General features: G+C 72.9%; 18 protein-coding genes and 2 tRNA genes. 7 read left to right on the forward strand and 13 right to left on the reverse strand.

All coding sequences use genetic code 11. The features are described from left to right. Positions 1–18: 18 nt before the first annotated feature. From def to ABZY20_RS04465, 8 genes are all read right to left on the reverse strand, one after another. The gene (gene def / locus ABZY20_RS04430; protein ID WP_356436385.1) at positions 19–669 is read right to left on the reverse strand and encodes a peptide deformylase; all 651 of its coding nucleotides are present in this window, start codon (positions 667–669) and stop codon (positions 19–21) included. A gap of 127 nt (positions 670–796) precedes the next feature. Further along, positions 797–1,777, reverse strand: coding sequence for a hypothetical protein (locus tag ABZY20_RS04435; RefSeq protein ID WP_356437384.1), 981 nt, complete (start codon positions 1,775–1,777; stop codon positions 797–799). A 117-nt stretch (positions 1,778–1,894) separates the two neighbouring features. After that, positions 1,895–3,142, reverse strand: coding sequence for an HD domain-containing protein (locus tag ABZY20_RS04440; protein ID WP_356436387.1), 1,248 nt, complete (start codon positions 3,140–3,142; stop codon positions 1,895–1,897). Continuing rightward, positions 3,139–4,479, reverse strand: a complete 1,341-nt coding sequence (locus tag ABZY20_RS04445) for an HD-GYP domain-containing protein (protein ID WP_356436390.1) — start codon at positions 4,477–4,479, stop codon at positions 3,139–3,141. The genes ABZY20_RS04440 and ABZY20_RS04445 overlap by 4 nt, the downstream gene beginning before the upstream one ends. Before the next feature lie 155 nt (positions 4,480–4,634). Further along, positions 4,635–4,946: a mycothiol system anti-sigma-R factor gene (rsrA, locus tag ABZY20_RS04450; protein WP_309095367.1), complete on the reverse strand. Its 312-nt coding sequence runs from the start codon at positions 4,944–4,946 to the stop codon at positions 4,635–4,637. After that, on the reverse strand, positions 4,943–5,632 hold the full coding sequence (sigR, locus tag ABZY20_RS04455; protein ID WP_356437386.1) for an RNA polymerase sigma factor SigR: 690 nt from the start codon (positions 5,630–5,632) through the stop codon (positions 4,943–4,945). The genes rsrA and sigR overlap by 4 nt, the downstream gene beginning before the upstream one ends. 256 nt (positions 5,633–5,888) lie before the next feature. After that, the gene (locus ABZY20_RS04460) at positions 5,889–6,518 is read right to left on the reverse strand and encodes an alpha/beta family hydrolase (RefSeq protein ID WP_356437388.1); all 630 of its coding nucleotides are present in this window, start codon (positions 6,516–6,518) and stop codon (positions 5,889–5,891) included. A 10-nt stretch (positions 6,519–6,528) separates the two neighbouring features. After that, positions 6,529–7,344 carry an SOS response-associated peptidase gene (locus ABZY20_RS04465; RefSeq protein WP_356436393.1) on the reverse strand — a complete coding sequence of 272 codons (816 nt, stop codon included), beginning with the start codon at positions 7,342–7,344 and terminating at the stop codon, positions 6,529–6,531. A 50-nt stretch (positions 7,345–7,394) separates the two neighbouring features. On the opposite strand from ABZY20_RS04465, the gene ABZY20_RS04470 reads away from it, so the two are divergent. The 4 genes from ABZY20_RS04470 to ABZY20_RS04485 all read left to right on the forward strand — a co-directional run bounded on the left by ABZY20_RS04470 (position 7,395) and on the right by ABZY20_RS04485 (position 11,030). After that, positions 7,395–8,117 (forward strand): M50 family metallopeptidase, encoded by a 723-nt coding sequence (locus ABZY20_RS04470; RefSeq protein ID WP_356436396.1) that lies wholly within the window; start codon positions 7,395–7,397, stop codon positions 8,115–8,117. Positions 8,118–8,219: 102 nt separating this feature from the next. Further along, positions 8,220–9,530, forward strand: coding sequence for a 3-phosphoshikimate 1-carboxyvinyltransferase (gene aroA / locus ABZY20_RS04475; RefSeq protein WP_356436399.1), 1,311 nt, complete (start codon positions 8,220–8,222; stop codon positions 9,528–9,530). 17 nt (positions 9,531–9,547) lie between these two features. After that, on the forward strand, positions 9,548–10,558 hold the full coding sequence (gene rsgA, locus ABZY20_RS04480) for a ribosome small subunit-dependent GTPase A (protein ID WP_356436402.1): 1,011 nt from the start codon (positions 9,548–9,550) through the stop codon (positions 10,556–10,558). A gap of 148 nt (positions 10,559–10,706) precedes the next feature. After that, positions 10,707–11,030 carry a multidrug efflux SMR transporter gene (locus ABZY20_RS04485; protein WP_356436405.1) on the forward strand — a complete coding sequence of 108 codons (324 nt, stop codon included), beginning with the start codon at positions 10,707–10,709 and terminating at the stop codon, positions 11,028–11,030. Positions 11,031–11,037: 7 nt separating this feature from the next. Here ABZY20_RS04485 and ABZY20_RS04490 read toward each other — a convergent pair whose 3' ends face one another. Then, on the reverse strand, positions 11,038–11,646 hold the full coding sequence (locus ABZY20_RS04490) for a helix-turn-helix domain-containing protein (protein WP_356436407.1): 609 nt from the start codon (positions 11,644–11,646) through the stop codon (positions 11,038–11,040). Between the two features lie 251 nt (positions 11,647–11,897). Between ABZY20_RS04490 and hisN the strand changes: the two genes are divergently transcribed. Both hisN and ABZY20_RS04500 read left to right on the forward strand, forming a co-directional pair. Beyond that, complete coding sequence (hisN, locus tag ABZY20_RS04495; RefSeq protein WP_356436410.1) at positions 11,898–12,698, forward strand: histidinol-phosphatase; 801 nt, start codon at positions 11,898–11,900, stop codon at positions 12,696–12,698. 168 nt (positions 12,699–12,866) lie between these two features. Further along, complete coding sequence (locus tag ABZY20_RS04500; protein WP_356436412.1) at positions 12,867–13,259, forward strand: CBS domain-containing protein; 393 nt, start codon at positions 12,867–12,869, stop codon at positions 13,257–13,259. Between the two features lie 102 nt (positions 13,260–13,361). Here ABZY20_RS04500 and ABZY20_RS04505 read toward each other — a convergent pair whose 3' ends face one another. Then, complete coding sequence (locus ABZY20_RS04505; RefSeq protein WP_356437391.1) at positions 13,362–14,813, reverse strand: catalase; 1,452 nt, start codon at positions 14,811–14,813, stop codon at positions 13,362–13,364. Between the two features lie 144 nt (positions 14,814–14,957). On the opposite strand from ABZY20_RS04505, the gene ABZY20_RS04510 reads away from it, so the two are divergent. Continuing rightward, positions 14,958–15,374 (forward strand): Fur family transcriptional regulator, encoded by a 417-nt coding sequence (locus ABZY20_RS04510; RefSeq protein WP_067236834.1) that lies wholly within the window; start codon positions 14,958–14,960, stop codon positions 15,372–15,374. 133 nt (positions 15,375–15,507) lie between these two features. On the opposite strand, the gene ABZY20_RS04515 is transcribed toward ABZY20_RS04510, so the two are convergent. The 3 genes from ABZY20_RS04515 to ABZY20_RS04525 all read right to left on the reverse strand — a co-directional run bounded on the left by ABZY20_RS04515 (position 15,508) and on the right by ABZY20_RS04525 (position 17,812). Next, positions 15,508–15,581, reverse strand: a tRNA-Met gene (locus tag ABZY20_RS04515). A 100-nt stretch (positions 15,582–15,681) separates the two neighbouring features. Then, complete coding sequence (locus tag ABZY20_RS04520; protein WP_356436414.1) at positions 15,682–17,505, reverse strand: tetratricopeptide repeat protein; 1,824 nt, start codon at positions 17,503–17,505, stop codon at positions 15,682–15,684. A 233-nt stretch (positions 17,506–17,738) separates the two neighbouring features. Continuing rightward, positions 17,739–17,812, reverse strand: a tRNA-Met gene (locus tag ABZY20_RS04525). Positions 17,813–17,824 lie beyond the last annotated feature (12 nt).

The raw sequence follows: 17,824 nt of genomic DNA on the forward strand, positions 1-17,824 counted from the left end.
CCTGGCGCGTACGAGGGGTCAGTCGTTGGCGACCACGGGGTAGCGGGGCTCGTTCTCGGCCATCTGCCGCAGCGCGTCCTTGCGCTCACGCTTGGAGAGCCGGTCGATGTACAGGTAGCCGTACAGGTGGTCGGTCTCGTGCTGCAAACACCGTGCGAAGTATCCGGTGCCGCGCACCCTGATCGGGTTGCCCCGCTCGTCCTGCCCGGTCACCTCGGCGTAGTCGGGCCGGGCGAGCGACGCGTACGCGGTCGGCACGGACAGGCAGCCCTCGTTGCTGTCGTCCAGCCGGCGCTTGTCGGCGGGCAGTTCGACGAGCCGGGGGTTGCACACCACGCCGGTGTGCCGCACGCCCTCGTCGTCCGGGCAGTCGTAGACGAAGACCTTCGCGTCGACACCGATCTGGTTGGCGGCGAGACCCACGCCCTCGGCGGTGCGCTGGCTGGCGAACATGTCCGCGACGAGCTGCTGGAGCTCCTCGCCGAACTCGGTGACGTCCTGGCACTCCTTGTGCAGCACCGGGTTCCCGACGACCGTGATCGGCCGCGAAGTCCCCCGCTCCCGCCAGGCCGCCTCGCGCTCCTCGCAGTCCTCCGTGTCGATCACGTACCCCTCGTCATCGACGGGAAGCACGCCCGCGTGCTGCTGATCGGTGTCCTGCTGAGCCATGACGTCGCGTACGCCTTCCTGAACAAATCCGAGCCGGGATGCTGATACAGGGTACGGGCAGGCGCCCCCGTCAGGGGCACGGGGAACCGCGCGGGCGGCCACGCCGGCACGGCACCCGGCGACGGCGCTAGCAGACCTCTTCCAGATCCCGCCAGTCCCGGGAGTCAGGGCTGTCGGCCACCCACCCGTCCAGCAGCCCCCTCACCAGCGACGCCGGCGCGGCCAGCCCGCACTCCCGCTCCGGCACCCACAGCTGCCCGTCCGTCCGGTGCCCCAGCGGCCCGGGGTGGCCCGGCTCACTGTGGTCGTGCGGGTCCAGATGCTCCCCGTCGCCCTCGTCCGAGGGCATCCGGGACTCCGAGCACATCCGGCACAGCAGCCGCACCGAGGAGGACCAGTCCTCCGCGGCGAACCCGGCGTCGGCCGCGAGCTGCTCCAGCGCGTCCCGGTCCGTCTCCGTGGCCGCCTCCAGCAGCACCACCCAGGTCGGCACCGGCGACGGCGCCCACAGCTCGATCTCGTCGAACACCGGGTACGTGTGCCCGGCCGCCGTGCTCCGCTCCCCGTGCGGCACCCCGTCGTGCAGGACGACCTCGCCCCAGCGCCGCCCCGAGGACGGCAGCGGGATGGACAGCACCTCGATCCGCGCGGGGTCCAGCCGCCGCCCCCACACCACCTCGGCCTCCCCTTCCGGGGACAGCCGTACGGCCGCGCTGCCCAGGTCCATGCCGACCGGCTCACCCGAGTCGTTGGCGGCCCCCGGCACCTTCAGACCGTAGGCCTGCCAGGCGCGCCGGGCCAGCGGCCAGTCCTGCAGCGCGGTGGCGGCGATGCCGACGTTCCACCAGTCGGGGGCGCCGGTGTCCCGGTCGAGCAGCGCCACGGCCCGCAGGCCCGCCGCCCGGGCCTGCTCCCAGTCGTGCCGGAACTTGTGCAGCAGGGCGAGGTTGAACCACGACTCGGACAGCCAGGGCTCCAGATCGGCGGCGCGGGTCAGCAGTGCGCCCGCGTCCTCGTACCGGCCGTCGCCGATGAGAGTGAATGCCCGGTCTGTGGCCTGCCGCCAGGAGGCGGAGGGCCGGTGCCGTCCCTTGCCGAAGATCCTCACGATTCCCGCCTGCCAGTTCCGTGCGGTGGGCTGGCCGTAGCTGTGTTTCGAGCCCCCGGACACCTTCTCCTTCGCATCCAACCACGTACGGCCTCCAGGGCGCTCATTACCCATGGGTTACCCAGCCGAGGGCCGGGTCAGACTGCTTCTTGCCAGTACCCGGGCCAGGGATTCCACCACCTGGGGGGCGTATTCCCCGGCGGTGGCGAGCCGGAGTTCCTCCAGCGCCGTCAGCGGCCCGCCCAAGCCGCCTTCCCGGGACTTCTCCTCGTACGCGTTCACGGCCCGTACGATCCGCGCCGCCAGCGGCTGCTCCGCGCACGGGTCGGCCTGCCGCTCCACCACCACGGCGACCGCCTCGTCGACGCCCGTCTGCCGGACGACGGCCCCGCCGAGCAGCGCGATCCGGCGCTGTTCCGCGGCGGGCAGGCCGGCGGTGGCGCCCGCCGGCACCGGGTCGACGAGGCTCAGCTGGCCGATGTCGTGCATGAGCGCGGCGTACTCCAGCACGGCCAGTTCGGGCTCGGTGAGGCCCAGGTCGCGCCCCACCGCCCGGCTGAGCGCGGCGACGCGCCGGGCGTGCCCGGCGGGGGTGTATCCGGCCACCTCGGTGGCCCGGGCGAGGGAGGCGATGGTCTGCCGGTAGGTCGCCCGGACGGCGGCGTAGCGCCGGAAGGACATCTGGGCGAGCAGCAGGGGCACGGAGAAGACGGGCAGCGCCCACAGCCCCACCACGGCGACCGCGAGGGCCATCACCGCCCCGGTCGCGATGACGGCCGACCCGATGCCGTGCACGGCCCGCAGCTCGTCACGCAGCACCGGCCCGAAGGGCCAGCCGGTGCGGGAGTGCGCCAGGGCGGCGGCGAGCACCGCGTCGCACAGCGCGGTCAGGGACAGCAGCGCCAGCAGCAGCAGCGCGTAGGCGGGGCCGCCCCAGTCGTCGAACATGCCCCGGTTGTACGGGGGCTGGAAGCACACGGCGACGAAGCCGACGGTGAGCACCCGGCGCGCGAGGTGGTCGAGGGTGGGGCCCTGCCCGCGGGCGACGTGCGGCACGCTGCCGAGCAGCGAGGCGGCCAGCACGACCGCGACGACCTGGGCGGGACCGTGGTGCGTGGCCCGCCCGCCGGCCTCGCCGAGCAGCGCGTACGACAGCGCGGCGGCGGCCCCGAGGGGTGCCGGTTCCCGGACGTCGGCGCCGTTGCGGCGGGTGAGTTCCCCGACGGCGACGAGGACGCCGAAGGCGAGGGCGACGCGGCGTTCGTGGACCCCGTCGTAGAGGGTGACGGCGAGGGCACCGGTGGCGGCGAGGGCGGCGCAGGCGTGGACGAGGGTGAGGAGCGGGGGCGGCCGGTCTCCGGTCATCGCTGCGCCCCCGGCCGCCCGGCGACGGGGGCGCCGGACGGGGGCACGCGCGGTGCGGGGACGTCCTCGGTGTCGTCGGCGGTCACCGCGGGGCGCCACCCGGCCCGCCCCACGGCCTCGGCCAGGGCCGCCACCATCACGGGGTCGAACTGGCTGCCCGCGCACCGCTCCAGCTCGGCCAGCGCCACCGGAACGGGCCGGGCCCTGCTGTAGCAGCGCGTGGAGGTCATGGCGTCGAAGGCGTCGGCGACGGCCACCACCCGTGCCGACTCGGGGATCTGACGGCCCACCAGCCCGTAGGGGTAGCCGCTGCCGTCCAGGCGCTCGTGGTGGTGCAGCACGGCCGCCCGGGCCTCCCCCAGGAAGCCGATGCCGCGCACCATCTCGTGGCCGTACTCGGGGTGCAGCTCGATCACCCGCCGCTCCTCGGGCGTCAGCGGCCCGTTCTTCCGCAGCAGCCGGGTGGGCACGCCCAGCTTGCCCACGTCGTGCAGGATGCCGGCGAAGCGGAGCACCTCCACGCGCTCGTCGTCCATGCCGAGCTCGCGCGCGATCATCATGGAGGCCTGCCCGACGCGTTCGCTGTGCCCGCGCGTGTAGCCGTCCTTGATGTCGACGGCCTGCACCAGCGCCCGGATGGTCGCCTGGTGGGCGGCCCGTTCCCGGTGGTACTGCGCGAACGCCCACCAGGAGACGCACATCGGCAGCAGCACCAGCAGCGCGGCCACGGGCCCGTACGGGCTGCGCCACAGCACGGCCATCATCAGCCCGGCGAGTCCGTGCACGGCGATCGGCGCGAGGGAGCGCGCCAGCAGCCCGCGCCAGGCCCGCCGCAGCGGCACCCGTTCCGCGACGGCGAGGATCCCGCCGTCGAGCAGCGCGAGCACCAGGCAGAAGGCCAGCACGGCCGCTCCGGCGGGTCCGAGCGCGTAGGGGACGTCCCCCGCGACGACGGCGTCCCGCCCGCCGAGCGCCCGGTGCACCCTGCCCGCGGCCCACACTCCGAGGACGAGCTGCGCGGCCCGCCAGATCCGGCGCAGCGCGACGGGCCGCTGCGCGACCTGCGAGAGCAGCGCCCCGGGCACGGCCACCAGGGCGGCGGCGGGCGCGGACAGCAGGAAGGCGGCGGCGAGCAGGACGGGGTAGAAGGTCCCGGCCGGGTGGGAGATGCCGACGTACCGCGACCGGGCGACGCGCTCGCAGCCCGCGTACAGGGCGGCGAGCAGCGCGACCGCCCACCAGGGGGCGTCGACGCCGGGCAGCGGCAGCAGGCACAGGACCGCGGCCAGGGCGACAGAGGTGACGTACACACGTGTCCGTGCCGTTACCGCTTCCATGAGCCCCTCCCCCGGCCATGTCCGTCAGGCCCGGAGAGCCTAGGACGACGGGAGGGGGCGCACCGGCGACAAGCCGCGGATTAGCACGTTCGAGTGAAGCGTTCGAGAGGGGGACTGCCCCGGCCGGGCCGGGGCGGTCGACGGGGTCCGGGCTGTCAGGACTCCTGCGGCGTGGCCGGCGAGGCGGTCACGTCCTGCTCGGGGACGGCCTGGCCGGAGCGGATCAGATCGATCCGCCCCATGACCTTGGCGCGCAGGTCGCCGGGCACGTCGTCATGCCCGCAGCACCGCTTGACGAGCTTCTTCACGGCCTGCTCGAGGCCGTACTTCTCGAGGCAGGGCGAGCACTCCTCGAAGTGGTGCTCGAACTTCACGCAGTCCGAGTCCGGCATCTCACGGTCGAGGAACTCGTAGAGATGATCGAGGATTTCGCTGCAATCCGTCTCGTGCGGCTCTCCGCAGCTCATGACCCCGAGCCTTTCGCTTCGTTCGACTCTCCGGCGCCGGCCGGGACCATCCCGCGCTCACGGGCGTAGTCCTCCAGCATGCCGCGCAGCTGACGGCGGCCCCGGTGCAGCCGGGACATCACCGTACCGATGGGTGTCCCCATGATGTCGGCGATCTCCTTGTAGGCAAAGCCCTCGACGTCCGCCAGGTAGACGGCGATGCGGAACTCCTCGGGGATCGCCTGGAGTGCTGCCTTCACGTCCGAGTCGGGCAGGTGGTCGAGCGCCTGCGACTCCGCGGAGCGCAAGCCCGTCGACATGTGCGACTCGGCGCGGGCGAGCTGCCAGTCCTCGATCTCCTCGGCCGCGGAGCGCTGCGGTTCCCGCTGCTTCTTGCGGTACGAGTTGATGAAGGTGTTGGTGAGGATCCGGTACAGCCACGCCTTGAGATTGGTGCCCTCGCGGAACTGGTGGAAGGACGCGTACGCCTTGGCGTACGTCTCCTGCACCAGGTCCTCCGCGTCGGCCGGGTTGCGCGTCATGCGCAGCGCGGCCGAGTACATCTGGTCGAGGAACTCGAGCGCGTCCCGCTCGAAGCGCGCGCTGCGCTCCGCGTCGGTCTCCGCGCTCACGCCGCCGCCCTGGCCCTCGGGCTGCTCCGCCTGGCCGTTGTCGGTCCCTGCGTCGGTCCCAGTGACCGGACCCACCTCCTCCGGAGTTCTCGTGAGACCGAGAGCGGTCTCACCCGAATCGGAGGATAGACGACGATCCGGTCCGCCCGCCGCCCGGACCGGGGCGGTCTTCGCCGCGTGCAGCACCGTCCAGTCCAGGTCGGCGCGGCTGCTGCGGGTCGGGCATACGGTCGAACCCATGCGGCGGACTTCCTCTCCTACGGCGTCGGCGCTGGTCTCCAGCACGTACGTCCCGCACAACAGTGCGTCCCGCCCGGGCATTCCCGGGGCTCTACCCGAGTGACCCGGTCCACCCCACGACGGCGTCCGTGATGACCGCCACGGCCTCGTCCTGCGTGATCTCCGCCCGCTTCGGCACGGCGAAGCCGTGATCCCCGTACGGAATCTCCACGAGCTCGTACGCCCCTTCGGGGAACTCCCGCGGCCTTCCGAACGGGTCGTTGCCGCCCTGGACGACCAGCGTGGGCACGCCGGAGCCCAGCAGTTCCTCGGCGCGGGACTTCTCCGGCTTGCCGGGCGGGTGCAGCGGGAAGCTGAGGGCGAGCACGGCACGGGCTCCGAGTTCGGTGGCGGTGCGGCAGGCGACCCGGGCCCCGGCGCTGCGCCCGCCGGAGACCACCGGCAGCCCGGGCGCGGTCAGCGCGGGCCACACGCCCCGCCAGCCGGCGTCCAGCGTCTTCGGCGCGGGTGCGAGCTTCTTCCCTGCCACCCGCCAGGGCTGCTCCACCCGGGCCACGGTCACGCCGTGGGCGGGCAGGACGTCGGCCAGGGCCTTCAGGTCGCGGGCCTCGATGCCGCCGCCCGCGCCGTGGCCGACGGCGAGCACGAGCCGGGCCCGCCCTGCCTCGTGCCAGGTGATGCGGGCGGTACCGGCGTCCGTCTCTACGGTCTCGGTGGTCACGTGGGTCACGTCAGAAGAGTGTGCCCTCCTCGGGCGCCTCCAGCTCCTTCAGCAGCTCAGGTCCGTTGTTGCGGACGTTGCTGACGGCGGTGGAGACCGGGTAGGCGCGCATCAGCCCGCCGGGCGGCGGGGCGAGCAGCTCGCGCAGGCTCTCCGCCTCGGAGCGGGCCGGGTCCAGCCAGGCGTCCCAGCGGTCGGGCGTCAGCATCAGCGGCATCCGCGGGTGGATGTCGGCGAGCGCCCGGGGCCCCTCGGCCGGGGCCACCGCGAGCGGGCCGCTCTCGGCCTCCGTCGTGATGACCGAGCACGTCACCCACCAGGCCTGCGGGTGGTCGTCCGGCAGCGTCCTGTCACGCCAGAACTCGTAGAGCCCGGCCATGGCGAAGACCGACCCGTCCGCGGGCGTCACGAAGTACGGCTGCTTGCGGGGCCGCTTCTTCCTGCCCTCGACCTCCAGCTCGCGCTCCTGCGTGCCGGTGACCCACTCGTAGTAGCCGTCGGCGGGCAGGATGCAGCGCCGGGAGGTGAAGGCACGGCGGTAGGAGGGCTTCTCGTGAACGGTCTCCGCCCGGGCGTTGATCATCCGGGCGCCGCCCTCGGGCGTCTTCGCCCAGGACGGGACGAGCCCCCACTTGAGCCTGCGCAGCTGCCGAACCGGCCGCGGGTCGTCCGCGTCCTTCAGGGGGCGGTCCAGGACGGCGTAGACCTCTTTGGTGGGCGCCACGTTGTAGTCCGGTTCGAGGGTCTCCTCGGGCTCCCACTTCTCGACCTCAAAGATTCCTGCGAGATCCTCGGGCCCACGACTGGCTGCATACCGTCCGCACATACGTGCCACACTGCCAGATTCCATCCGACCTCAGGGAGCCGACGCCGCACATGGACAGCACCGCAACCGCCTCGCTCGCCTCCCTCTGGGACGAGGTCTCCGGCACCCAGCCCGACCCCGGCCTGTGGGTGGTGCTGGGGACTCTGGCCGCCGCGCTCGCGGTGGTGATCCCGCACGGCCTGTGGCGCATATCCCGCAACGCCATCACCATCGCCCACGAGGGCGGCCACGGGCTCGTGGCCCTGCTGACCGGCCGCACCCTCACGGGCATACGGCTGCACTCGGACACCAGCGGCCTGACCGTCAGCCGCGGCAAGCCGCACGGCATCGGCATGATCCTCACGGCCGCCGCCGGCTACACGGCCCCGCCCCTGCTGGGCCTGGGCGGCGCGGCCCTGCTCGGCGCCGGGCGCATCACGCTGCTGCTGTGGCTGGCCACGGCCCTGCTGCTGGCCATGCTCGTGATGATCCGCAACGCCTACGGCGCCCTGACCCTGGTCGTCACGGGCGGGCTGTTCGTGACGGTGTCCTGGCTGGCCGGCACCCAGGTGCAGGCGGCGTTCGCGTACGCGGTGGTGTGGTTCCTGCTGCTGGGCGGGGTGCGCCCGGCGTTCGAACTGCAGGCGAAGCGGGCGCGGGGCGGCGCCGGGGACTCCGACGCGGACCAGCTGGCGCGGCTGACGCACGTACCGGCGGGACTGTGGTTCTTCCTGTTCCACGCGGTGTCGCTGTGCTCGCTGCTCGGCGGGGGCCGCTGGCTGCTGGAGCTGTGAGCCGGGGGCGGCGGGCCGTGCGGGCGTGCGGCTCCCCCGTGCGGGCGCGACCAGCGCCGACGGCACCGCACCCGGGAGACGGCCTCCTTATAAAGTAAGGGCATGGCACTGAACCCCACCGCCCTCTGGCCCGCCCCGCACGCGAGCGGAGCCGTCGACGCGACGGTCCACGTGCCCGGGTCCAAGTCGGTCACCAACCGCGCCCTGGTCCTGGCCGCCCTCGCCTCCGAGCCGGGCTGGCTGCGCCGCCCGCTGCGCTCGCGCGACACCCTGCTGATGGCCGGGGCGCTGCGCGCGATGGGCATCGAGATCGAGGAGGGCGTCGGCCCCGACGGCACCGGCGAGGCCTGGCGTGTGCTCCCCACGGGCCTGCGCGGCCCGGCCACGGTCGACGTCGGCAACGCCGGCACGGTGATGCGGTTCCTGCCGCCGGTCGCCACGCTCGCCGACGGTCCCGTCCGCTTCGACGGCGACCCCCGCTCCTACGAGCGCCCGCTGAACGGCGTCATCGACGCGCTGCGCCGGCTCGGCGCCCGCATCGACGACGACGGCCGCGGCGCGCTGCCCCTGACCGTGCACGGCAGCGGCGCCCTGGAGGGCGGCCGGGTCTCGATCGACGCCTCCTCCTCGTCGCAGTTCGTCAGCGCCCTGCTGCTGTCCGGACCGCGCTTCAACCAGGGCGTGGAGGTGCGCCACACCGGTGCCACGCTGCCGTCCATGCCGCACATCCGCATGACCGTCGACATGCTGCGCGCGGTCGGTGCCCAGGTGGACACCCCCGAGTCGGGCGGCGAGCCGAACGTCTGGCGGGTCACGCCCGGTGCCCTGCTCGGCCGGGACCTGGTGATCGAGCCGGACCTGTCGAACGCCCAGCCGTTCCTGGCGGCGGCGCTGGTGACCGGCGGCAAGGTCGTCGTGCCGGACTGGCCGTCGCGCACCACGCAGCCCGGTGACCGGCTGCGCGAGATCTTCACCGAGATGGGCGGTTCCTGCGAACTGACCGAGTACGGGCTGGTGTTCACCGGTTCGGGTGCGATCCACGGCATCGACGTCGACCTGAGCGAGGTCGGCGAGCTGACGCCGGGCATCGCGGCCGTCGCCGCCCTCGCGGACTCCCCGTCGACGCTGCGCGGCGTGGCCCACCTGCGGCTGCACGAGACGGACCGGCTGGCCGCGCTGACCAAGGAGATCAACGAGCTGGGCGGCGACGTGACCGAGACGGCCGACGGGCTGCACATCCGCCCGCGCCGGCTGCACGGCGGGGTCTTCCACACGTACGACGACCACCGCATGGCCACGGCGGGCGCGATCATCGGGCTCGCGGTGGAGGGCGTGCAGATCGAGAACGTCGCGACGACGGCCAAGACCCTGCCCGGCTTCCCCGAGCTGTGGACCGGGATGCTCGGGGCGTAGGACGCGGGGATCACGTCATGCGCCGTTACGGCAAGCACACCGACGAGGACGACATCCGCAGCCGTCCGGGCCGCCGGAACACCCGGCCCCGGACCAACATCCGGCCCAAGCACGAGGACGCCGCCGAGGGACTCGTCCTCACCGTCGACCGGGGCCGCCTGACGTGCCTGGTCGGGGACCGTGTGGTCATGGCGATGAAGGCCCGCGAGCTGGGCCGCAAGGCGGCCGTGGTCGGCGACCGGGTGGCGCTCGTGGGCGACCTCACCGGCAAGAAGGACACCCTCGCGCGGATCGTGCGCATCGAGGAGCGCACGTCGGTGCTGCGGCGCACGGCGGACGACGACGATCCCTACGAGCGCGTGGTCGTCGCCAACGCCGACCAGCTGGCGGTCGTCACCGCCCTGGCCGACCCGGAGCCCCGCCCGCGCCTCATCGACCGCTGCCTGGTCGCGGCCTACGACGGCGGGCTGGAGCCGCTGCTGGTGCTGACCAAGTCGGACCTCGCGCCGCCCGACAAGCTGCTGGAGCTGTACGGGGACCTCGACATCCCCTACGTCGTCACCAGCCGCGCGGAGCTGGAGAGCGGCGCCGCCGTCGACCGGGTGCGCGAGCAACTGGACGGCAGGGTCACCGCGTTCGTCGGCCACTCCGGCGTCGGCAAGACGACCCTCGTCAACGCGCTGGTGCCGCGGGAGCGGCGGCGTACGACCGGGCACGTGAACGCGGTGACGGGCCGGGGCCGGCACACCACGACCTCGGCGCTGGCCCTGCCGCTGTCCGGCGGCGACGGCTGGGTGATCGACACCCCGGGCCTGCGCTCCTTCGGGCTGCACCACGTCGATCCGTCCCGGGTGATCCACGCCTTCCCCGACCTGGAGCCCGGCACCGAGGGCTGCCCGCGCGCCTGCAGTCACGACGAGCCCGACTGCGCGCTGGACGCGTGGGTGGCCGAGGGGCACGCGGACCCGGCGCGGCTGTACTCGCTGCGGCGGCTGCTGGCCACGCGGGAGCGGAAGGAAGGCGACTGACCTCCGCGTTGTTTGTGAGAGGGCGCGGACGGTAAGTGCATAATCGCACCAAGCCGGATGCAAGCCCGACCAAACCCCGACGAGCCTGACGAATCCGAAGCAGCGGTCTGCAGCGGTCACTGAACGTGGGATACGGGAGGAACGACTCATGGCGTGGCTGCTGGTCATCGTGGCCGGGTTGCTGGAGACCGGCTTCGCCGTGTCGCTGAAACTGTCGCACGGCTTCACGCGGCTCTGGCCGACGGTCGCGTTCTGCGCCTTCGCCCTCGGCAGTTTCGGGCTGCTGACCCTGTCGCTGCGCAAGCTCGACGTGGGGCCCGCCTACGCGGTGTGGACGGGCATCGGTGCGGCGGGGACGGCCATCTACGGCATGGTGTTCCTGGGCGACCTGGTGTCGACGCTGAAGATCGTGTCGATCAGCCTCGTCATCATCGGCGTGATCGGGCTGCAGTTGTCGGGGTCGGCGCACTGACGCGCTGTCAGGCGGCCTGCCGCTGAAGGACGCCGCGGACCAGGCCGGCGACGCCGCCCTCGTCCGGGGGCGCGGCCACGCAGGACAGGGCCAGCCGCACGGCGAGCTCACAGGTGCGGGCCAGGTCGGCGGTGTCGGACAGCGGGGTGTCGGTGCCCGCCAGGACGGCGACGGCGCGGTCGCGGACGAGGGCGACGAAGTCACCGGGCGAGGGCAGGGGGCCGTCGGCGCGGCGCTGGGCCGGTACGGCGGAGCCGGACGGGACGGCCGACAGGACCGGTGACGGCAGGCGCTCGCTCCAGCAGCCGGTGAGCATGGCGCGCACGAGGGCGTTGCCGCGGGCCGCCGCGGTGGTCCACTCGGCGGTGGCCGTGAGCCGGTCGCACAGGTCGCACGGCCCGGCCAGGGCACGGTCCACCCCGGCGAGGTACCCGTCGGCCTCCCTGCGCACGAGGGCGCGGGCGAGCCCGTCCTTGCTGCCGAACTCGTTGTACAGCGTCTGCCGGGACACTCCGGCCGCCGCGGCCACGTCCACCATCCGCACGGCTGACCACGGCCGGCGCGCCAGCGCCGCGAAAGCGGCGTCCAGCAGAGACTCCCGCGCTGCAGGCATCATCGCCTCCCCTTGGGGCGAGCGGCTCTGCGCCCCAGATTTGACGCGCGCAGGACCACTGTCAAGGGTTCGCGAGCGCACGCGGGGGCGCGTTTCAGCCGTCCTGCGCGACTGCCGGCGCCCGCGGCGGCGGACGGCGCACCCGGCCGCGCCCGGCGCCCGCCAGAGCTCCGTCAGAGACCCCACGCACCATCTCCCCCACCCGCACACGCCCCCGGTAGCCCCACCCCCACCTCGGCAGATAGGTTCGTCACATGCCCGACTACCTCGACGACCTGCGTCTCGCCCACGTCCTCGCCGACGCCGCGGACGCCGCGACGACGGACCGGTTCAAGGCCCTCGACCTGAAGGTGGAGACCAAACCGGACATGACCCCGGTGAGCGAGGCGGACAAGGCGGCGGAAGAACTCATCCGCGGCCAGCTCCAGCGCGCCCGCCCCCGGGACGCGATCCTCGGCGAGGAGTACGGCGTGGAGGGCACCGGCCCCCGCCGCTGGGTGATCGACCCGATCGACGGCACCAAGAACTACGTGCGCGGGGTGCCCGTGTGGGCCACCCTCATCTCCCTCATGGAGGCCGGCGAGGGCGGCTTCCAGCCGGTCGTCGGGGTCGTCTCCGCCCCCGCCCTCGGCCGCCGCTGGTGGGCCGCCAAGGGCCACGGCGCCTTCACCGGCCGCAGCCTCACCAAGGCCTCCCGGCTGCAGGTCTCCCGCGTCTCCCGGCTCTCCGACGCCTCCTTCGCGTACTCCTCACTCAGCGGCTGGGAGGAGCAGGGCCGCCTGGACGGCTTCCTGGACCTGACCCGCGAGGTGTGGCGCACACGCGCGTACGGCGACTTCTGGCCGTACATGATGGTCGCGGAGGGCTCCGTCGACATGTGCGCCGAGCCGGAGCTGTCCCTGTGGGACATGGCCGCCACGGCGATCGTCGTCACCGAGGCGGGCGGCACCTTCACCGGCCTCGACGCCCGCCCGGGCCCTCACAGCGGCAACGCGGCCGCGTCGAACGGCCTGCTGCACGACGAGCTGCTGGGCTACCTCAACCAGCGCTACTGACCAAGTCAGTTGCCCCCAGGGGCCCATGGGCACCGCCACGGCACCGCTCCCGCGTCGCACGCCCCCTTGTTGACCCTCCCTTTGCCTGCCACTCTGAGAGTCCCCCCACTTGTGAACTTGTGAAGCAATGAACAAAGGCGGGGGTACTCCCAGGAGGTGGCTCGATCCATGCTCGTCCGTGATGCCATGAGCACCGTCGTCCTCACCATCGGCCCGACGCACACCCTTCGCCAGGCAGCCGCGCTGATGTCCGCCCGCAAGGTCGGCGCGGCCATCGTCCACGACCCCGACGCCGGCGGCATCGGCATCCTCACCGAACGCGACATCCTCAACTCCGTGGGCCGGGGCCAGGACCCGGACTCCGAGCGCGCCCACGCCCACACCACGACCGACGTGGTGTTCGCCGCCCCGACATGGACCCTGGAGGAGGCGGCCGGCGCGATGGCGCACGGCGGTTTCCGCCATCTCATCGTCCTGGACCGCGACGAGCCCGCCGGCGTCGTCTCGGTCCGCGACATCATCCGCTGCTGGGCACCGGCGCGTCAGCAGGTGCCCGCCTGACGGCAGTCGGTCGGCACGCACCGCCCAGGAGAAGCGCGAACGGGCCGGGTCCCCCTGAGGGGCCCGGCCCGTCCTCTACCGCAAGCGGTCCAGCGCTGGAGTTCAGCCGCGCAGGGCCTGCACCGCGGCCTCCAGCCGCTTGCCGTAGTCCTCGTCGGCCCGACGGAAGTTGCCGATCGCCCGCTCGGCGATGTCGTCGCGTGAGACCTTGGCGATGAAGCCCGCCAGGTTGGCGATCAGACGCTCCTTCTCGTCCTCCGACATGAGCCGGTAGAGGTTGCCCGCCTGCACGAAGTCGTCGTCCTCGGCGTGGACGGGCGCCGGGTGGTTGCCCGTGACGCCGTTCACCGCCGTGGCGGACCACAGCGGACGGTCCGTCTGGAACGGGCCGCCGAAGCTGTTCGGCTCGTAGTTCTTCGCGCCCCCGTGACGGCCGTCGTACAGGTACCCGTCACGCGAGTGGGTGCGCGCCACGGTGGCGTGCGGACGGTTCACCGGCAGGTGGTCGGCGTTGATGCCGACGCGGTAGCGGTGGGCGTCGCCGTACGCGAAGAGGCGGCCCTGGAGCATCTTGTCCGGGGACGGGCCGATGCCCGGCACGAAGTGGGCGGGGCTGAAGATCGACTGCTCGACCTCGGCGAAGATGTTCTCCGGGTTGCGGTTGAGCTCCAGCCTGCCGATCTCGATCGGCGGGTAGTCCGCGTGCGGCCAGACCTTGGTCAGGTCGAACGGGTTGAAGCGGTACGTCGCCGCGTCCGCCTCCGGCATGATCTGCACCTGCACGGTCCAGGACGGGAACTCACCGCGCTCGATGGCCTCGCGCAGGTCGCGCTGGTGGGAGTCGGGGTCCTCGCCTGCGAGCCGGTTGGCCTCCTCCTGTGTGAGGCACTTGATCCCCTGGTCGGTCTTGAAGTGGTACTTGACCCAGAAGACCTCGCCGGCCTCGTTCTGCCACTGGTAGGTGTGCGAGCCGAAGCCGTCCATGTGGCGGTAGGAGGCCGGGATGCCCCGGTCGCCGAACAGCCAGGTCACCTGGTGCGTGGACTCGGGCGACAGGCTCCAGAAGTCCCAGACGTTGTCCGCCTCGGTCGAGCCGGTGTACGGGTCGCGCTTCTGGGTGTGGATGAAGTCCGGGAACTTGATCGCGTCCTTGATGAAGAACACCGGGGTGTTGTTGCCGACGAGGTCGTAGTTGCCCTCCTCGGTGTAGAACTTCAGCGCGAAGCCCCGCGGGTCGCGCACGGCGTCCGGCGCGCCCAGATTGCCCGCCACCGTCGAGAAGCGCAGGAACGTCTCCGTCTGCTTGCCGACCTCGGAGAGGAAGGCAGCGCGGGTGTACGGGGTGACGTCGGCGGTCACGGTGAAGGTGCCGTACGCACCCGCGCCGCGTGCGTGCACCACGCGCTCCGGGATCCGCTCCCGGTTGAAGTGGGCCAGCTTCTCCAGCAGGAGCTGGTCCTGGACGAGCACCGGGCCGCCGGCGCCCGCGGTCTCACTGTTCTGGTTGTCGGCTACCGGAGCACCGGCCTCCGTCGTGAGCGGTCCCTGCGACACGTACGCCTCCTGCGCCATTCCTGCTGTTCCTGTCCCTTGGCCAAAGCCGTTCCCGATCCTACAATAGACAATGTCTAAAGCAAGTGAGCCTCTAACTTCACACCTGTTCGGGACCTGGTCCCCTTTGCTGTTAGGCTGGTGGCCATGAGTGACCTTCTGGAACGGCTGCGCGGACGCGGATGGCGGATGACCGCGCAGCGACGTGTGGTGGCCGAGGTCCTCGACGGCGAACACGTCCATCTGACGGCCGACGAGGTCCACGCCCGGGCCGTCGCCAAGCTGCCCGAGATCTCCCGCGCGACCGTCTACAACACGCTCGGTGAACTGGTGACGCTCGGCGAGGTGCTCGAGGTCTCCACGGACCAGCGCGCCAAGCGGTACGACCCGAACGCGCACCGGCCGCACCACCACCTGGTCTGCGCCCGGTGCGGCGCGATCCGCGACGTCCACCCGAGCGGCAACCCGCTGGCCGACCTCCCCGACTCCGAGCGCTTCGGCTTCACGGTTTCGGACGTCGAGGTGACCTACCGCGGCGTCTGCCCGAACTGCGCGGCCGCCTGACCGTCCCTGTACCGAAGCCCCGGCACTGATGGGTGCCGGGGCTTCGTGCTGCTCCGCAGGGGAACGACGGGGAGAACGACCGGAGAAACACCGAGGGCCGGAACCCTTTCGGATTCCGACCCTCGGCCTTCAGTAGCGGGGACAGGATTTGAACCTGCGACCTCTGGGTTATGAGCCCAGCGAGCTACCGAGCTGCTCCACCCCGCGTCGTTGAATGCAACGTTACGTCACCGAAGACAACGGATGCAAATCGCTTCCCGCCCCTGAGGGCCCATGTGACCAGGAGCACTCCCCGAAGGAGCCGCCGCTACGCCGACAGCTCCTGCCGGAGCGCGTCCCGCAACCGCTCCGCCCGCTCCGTCACGGACGCCGGCCCGAGCGCCATGGCCCGGTCGGCCCACCGCTGCCCCTCAGCCAGCTCGCCCCGACGCGCGTAGACCAGGGCCAGCCGCAACGCCGCCCGCCCGTGCCCCGCGTCGGCCGCGCGCGTCCACCACACGGCGGCCTCCGGCTCGCTCCCCTCCCGGGCCAGCAGCAGCCCGAGATTGAAGGCGCCGTTGCGGGACCCGGCCTCGGCCGCCTGCCGGTACCACCGGGCCGCCTCCACGACATCGCCCCGGGCGGCGGCCAGCATGCCCACCCGGACCTGTGCCCGCCGGTGGCCCTGCGTGGCGGCCCGCTCGTACCACTCCTCGCACTCGCTGCGCCGGTGCACGGGCTCCCCGAGCTCATGCGCCGGCTCCGGCGGCCGCCGCGCGTCCAGCAGGGTCGCCAGCCGGTACGCGCCCTCCGCGCTCCCGCCCCCGGCCGCGCACCGCAGGTGCCGCTCGGCCTCCTGCTCGTCGCCGTCCCGCAGCCGCGCGATGCCGACCTGCAGCGCCGCCTCGGTGTGCCCCGCGGCAGCGGCCCGCTCGTACCAGCCGAGGGCGGCCTTCTCCTCGCCCCGCCCGGCGTGCAGGATGCCCAGGTTGAACGCGGCGTCCACGCTCCCGGCCTCCGCGGCCTTGGAGAACCACGGCTCGGCGCCCGTCTCGTCCCCGCCCTGGAGCAGCAGGATCGCCAGCGCGTTCGCGGCCTCCCGGTGCCCGGCGTAGGCCGCACGCCGGTACCACTGCTCGGCCTGCGGGGTGCGTCCCTGCTCGGCGCAGAGCAGCCCGAGGTTGTACGCGCCGTTCACGTCGCCCGCGTCCATCGCGGCCCGGTACCACCGCTCGGCGGTCTGGGTCTCGCCCCGCTCGGCGTGCAGGGCGCCCAGCGCGTTCGCCGCGTTGCCGTCGCCGTCCTGAGCGGCCCGCAGCCACCACACGGCCGCGTTCTCCGTGTCGCCCGCGTCGCGCAGCAGGAACCCGAGCGCGCAGGCGGCCCGTGCCTCGCCGTCCTTGGCCGAGGTCAGGTACCAGCGCCCGGCCTCCTTGAGCTCCCCCCGCCGCTCCAGGATGGTGCCCAGCTGCAGGGCGGCGTGCCGGTGGCCGCGCGCTGCGGCCTGCCGGTACCACTGCTCGGCCTCCTCGAGCAGGTGGACACCGTTGTCACCGCCGGTTTCCCGCGTCGCCTTGCGGTCCAGCGCCCGGGCCAGCCGGTAGGCCGCCTCCCGGTGCCCGCGCTCGGCGGCGACCCGCATCCACCGCTCGGCGTCCGCGTCAGCGCGGTGCTCCAGCAGGTCGGCGAGGGCGTACGCGCCCAGGGTGTGGCCCTGTTCGGCGGACTGGCGCAGCCAGTACTCGGCGGCGGGCTCGTCGCCGCGCTCGCGGTGGTGCCGGCCGAGCGCGTGCGCGGCCGGCGCGGACCCGGCGACGGCGGCGATGCGCCACCAGCCGGCGGCCTCGTCGGCGTAGCCGCGCTGGTGCAGGAGGACGCCCAGGTTGTTGGCCGCGGCCCGGTCGCCCGCGGCGGTGGCGGCGCGCAGATGGGGCTCCGCACCGTCGAGGTCGCCCCGGCGCAGCAGCATGGCGCCGAGGACACTCATGGCCTCCACATCGCCGGCCTCCGCGGCGAGCCGCTGACGCAGCTCCTCGGCGGCGTCGTCGGCGAGCACCCCGGCCTCGTCCGGGGTGTCGGTGTCTTCCCGACTGGAAGGCTGCACAAAACGCCCTGTCTCGAACAGAGTTCCCTTGTCCCCCATAACGTCCATCGTCGCACCACCTGCAACCTGGGTACACCTGGTATACCGCAGCCAGTGAGGTCACTACAGCGTTTTGTCGACATGCCCACAGAGAGACAAGTCAAACACAGACGGCGCAACTCCCCCCGGTGGCGCGGCCGTAGTGGGCGCCAGCACATGCGTTCACACATCGCGAAGGCCCGGATTCCTGTGTGGAATCCGGGCCTTCGTGTTCGCTCCGTCTTCGGACTTCGCGATATCAGTAGCGGGGACAGGATTTGAACCTGCGACCTCTGGGTTATGAGCCCAGCGAGCTACCGAGCTGCTCCACCCCGCGCCGTTGTGTGCA

The sequence above is a fragment of the Streptomyces sp. NPDC006624 genome, assembly GCF_040611555.1.
Classification (GTDB): Bacteria; Actinomycetota; Actinomycetes; order Streptomycetales; family Streptomycetaceae; genus Streptomyces.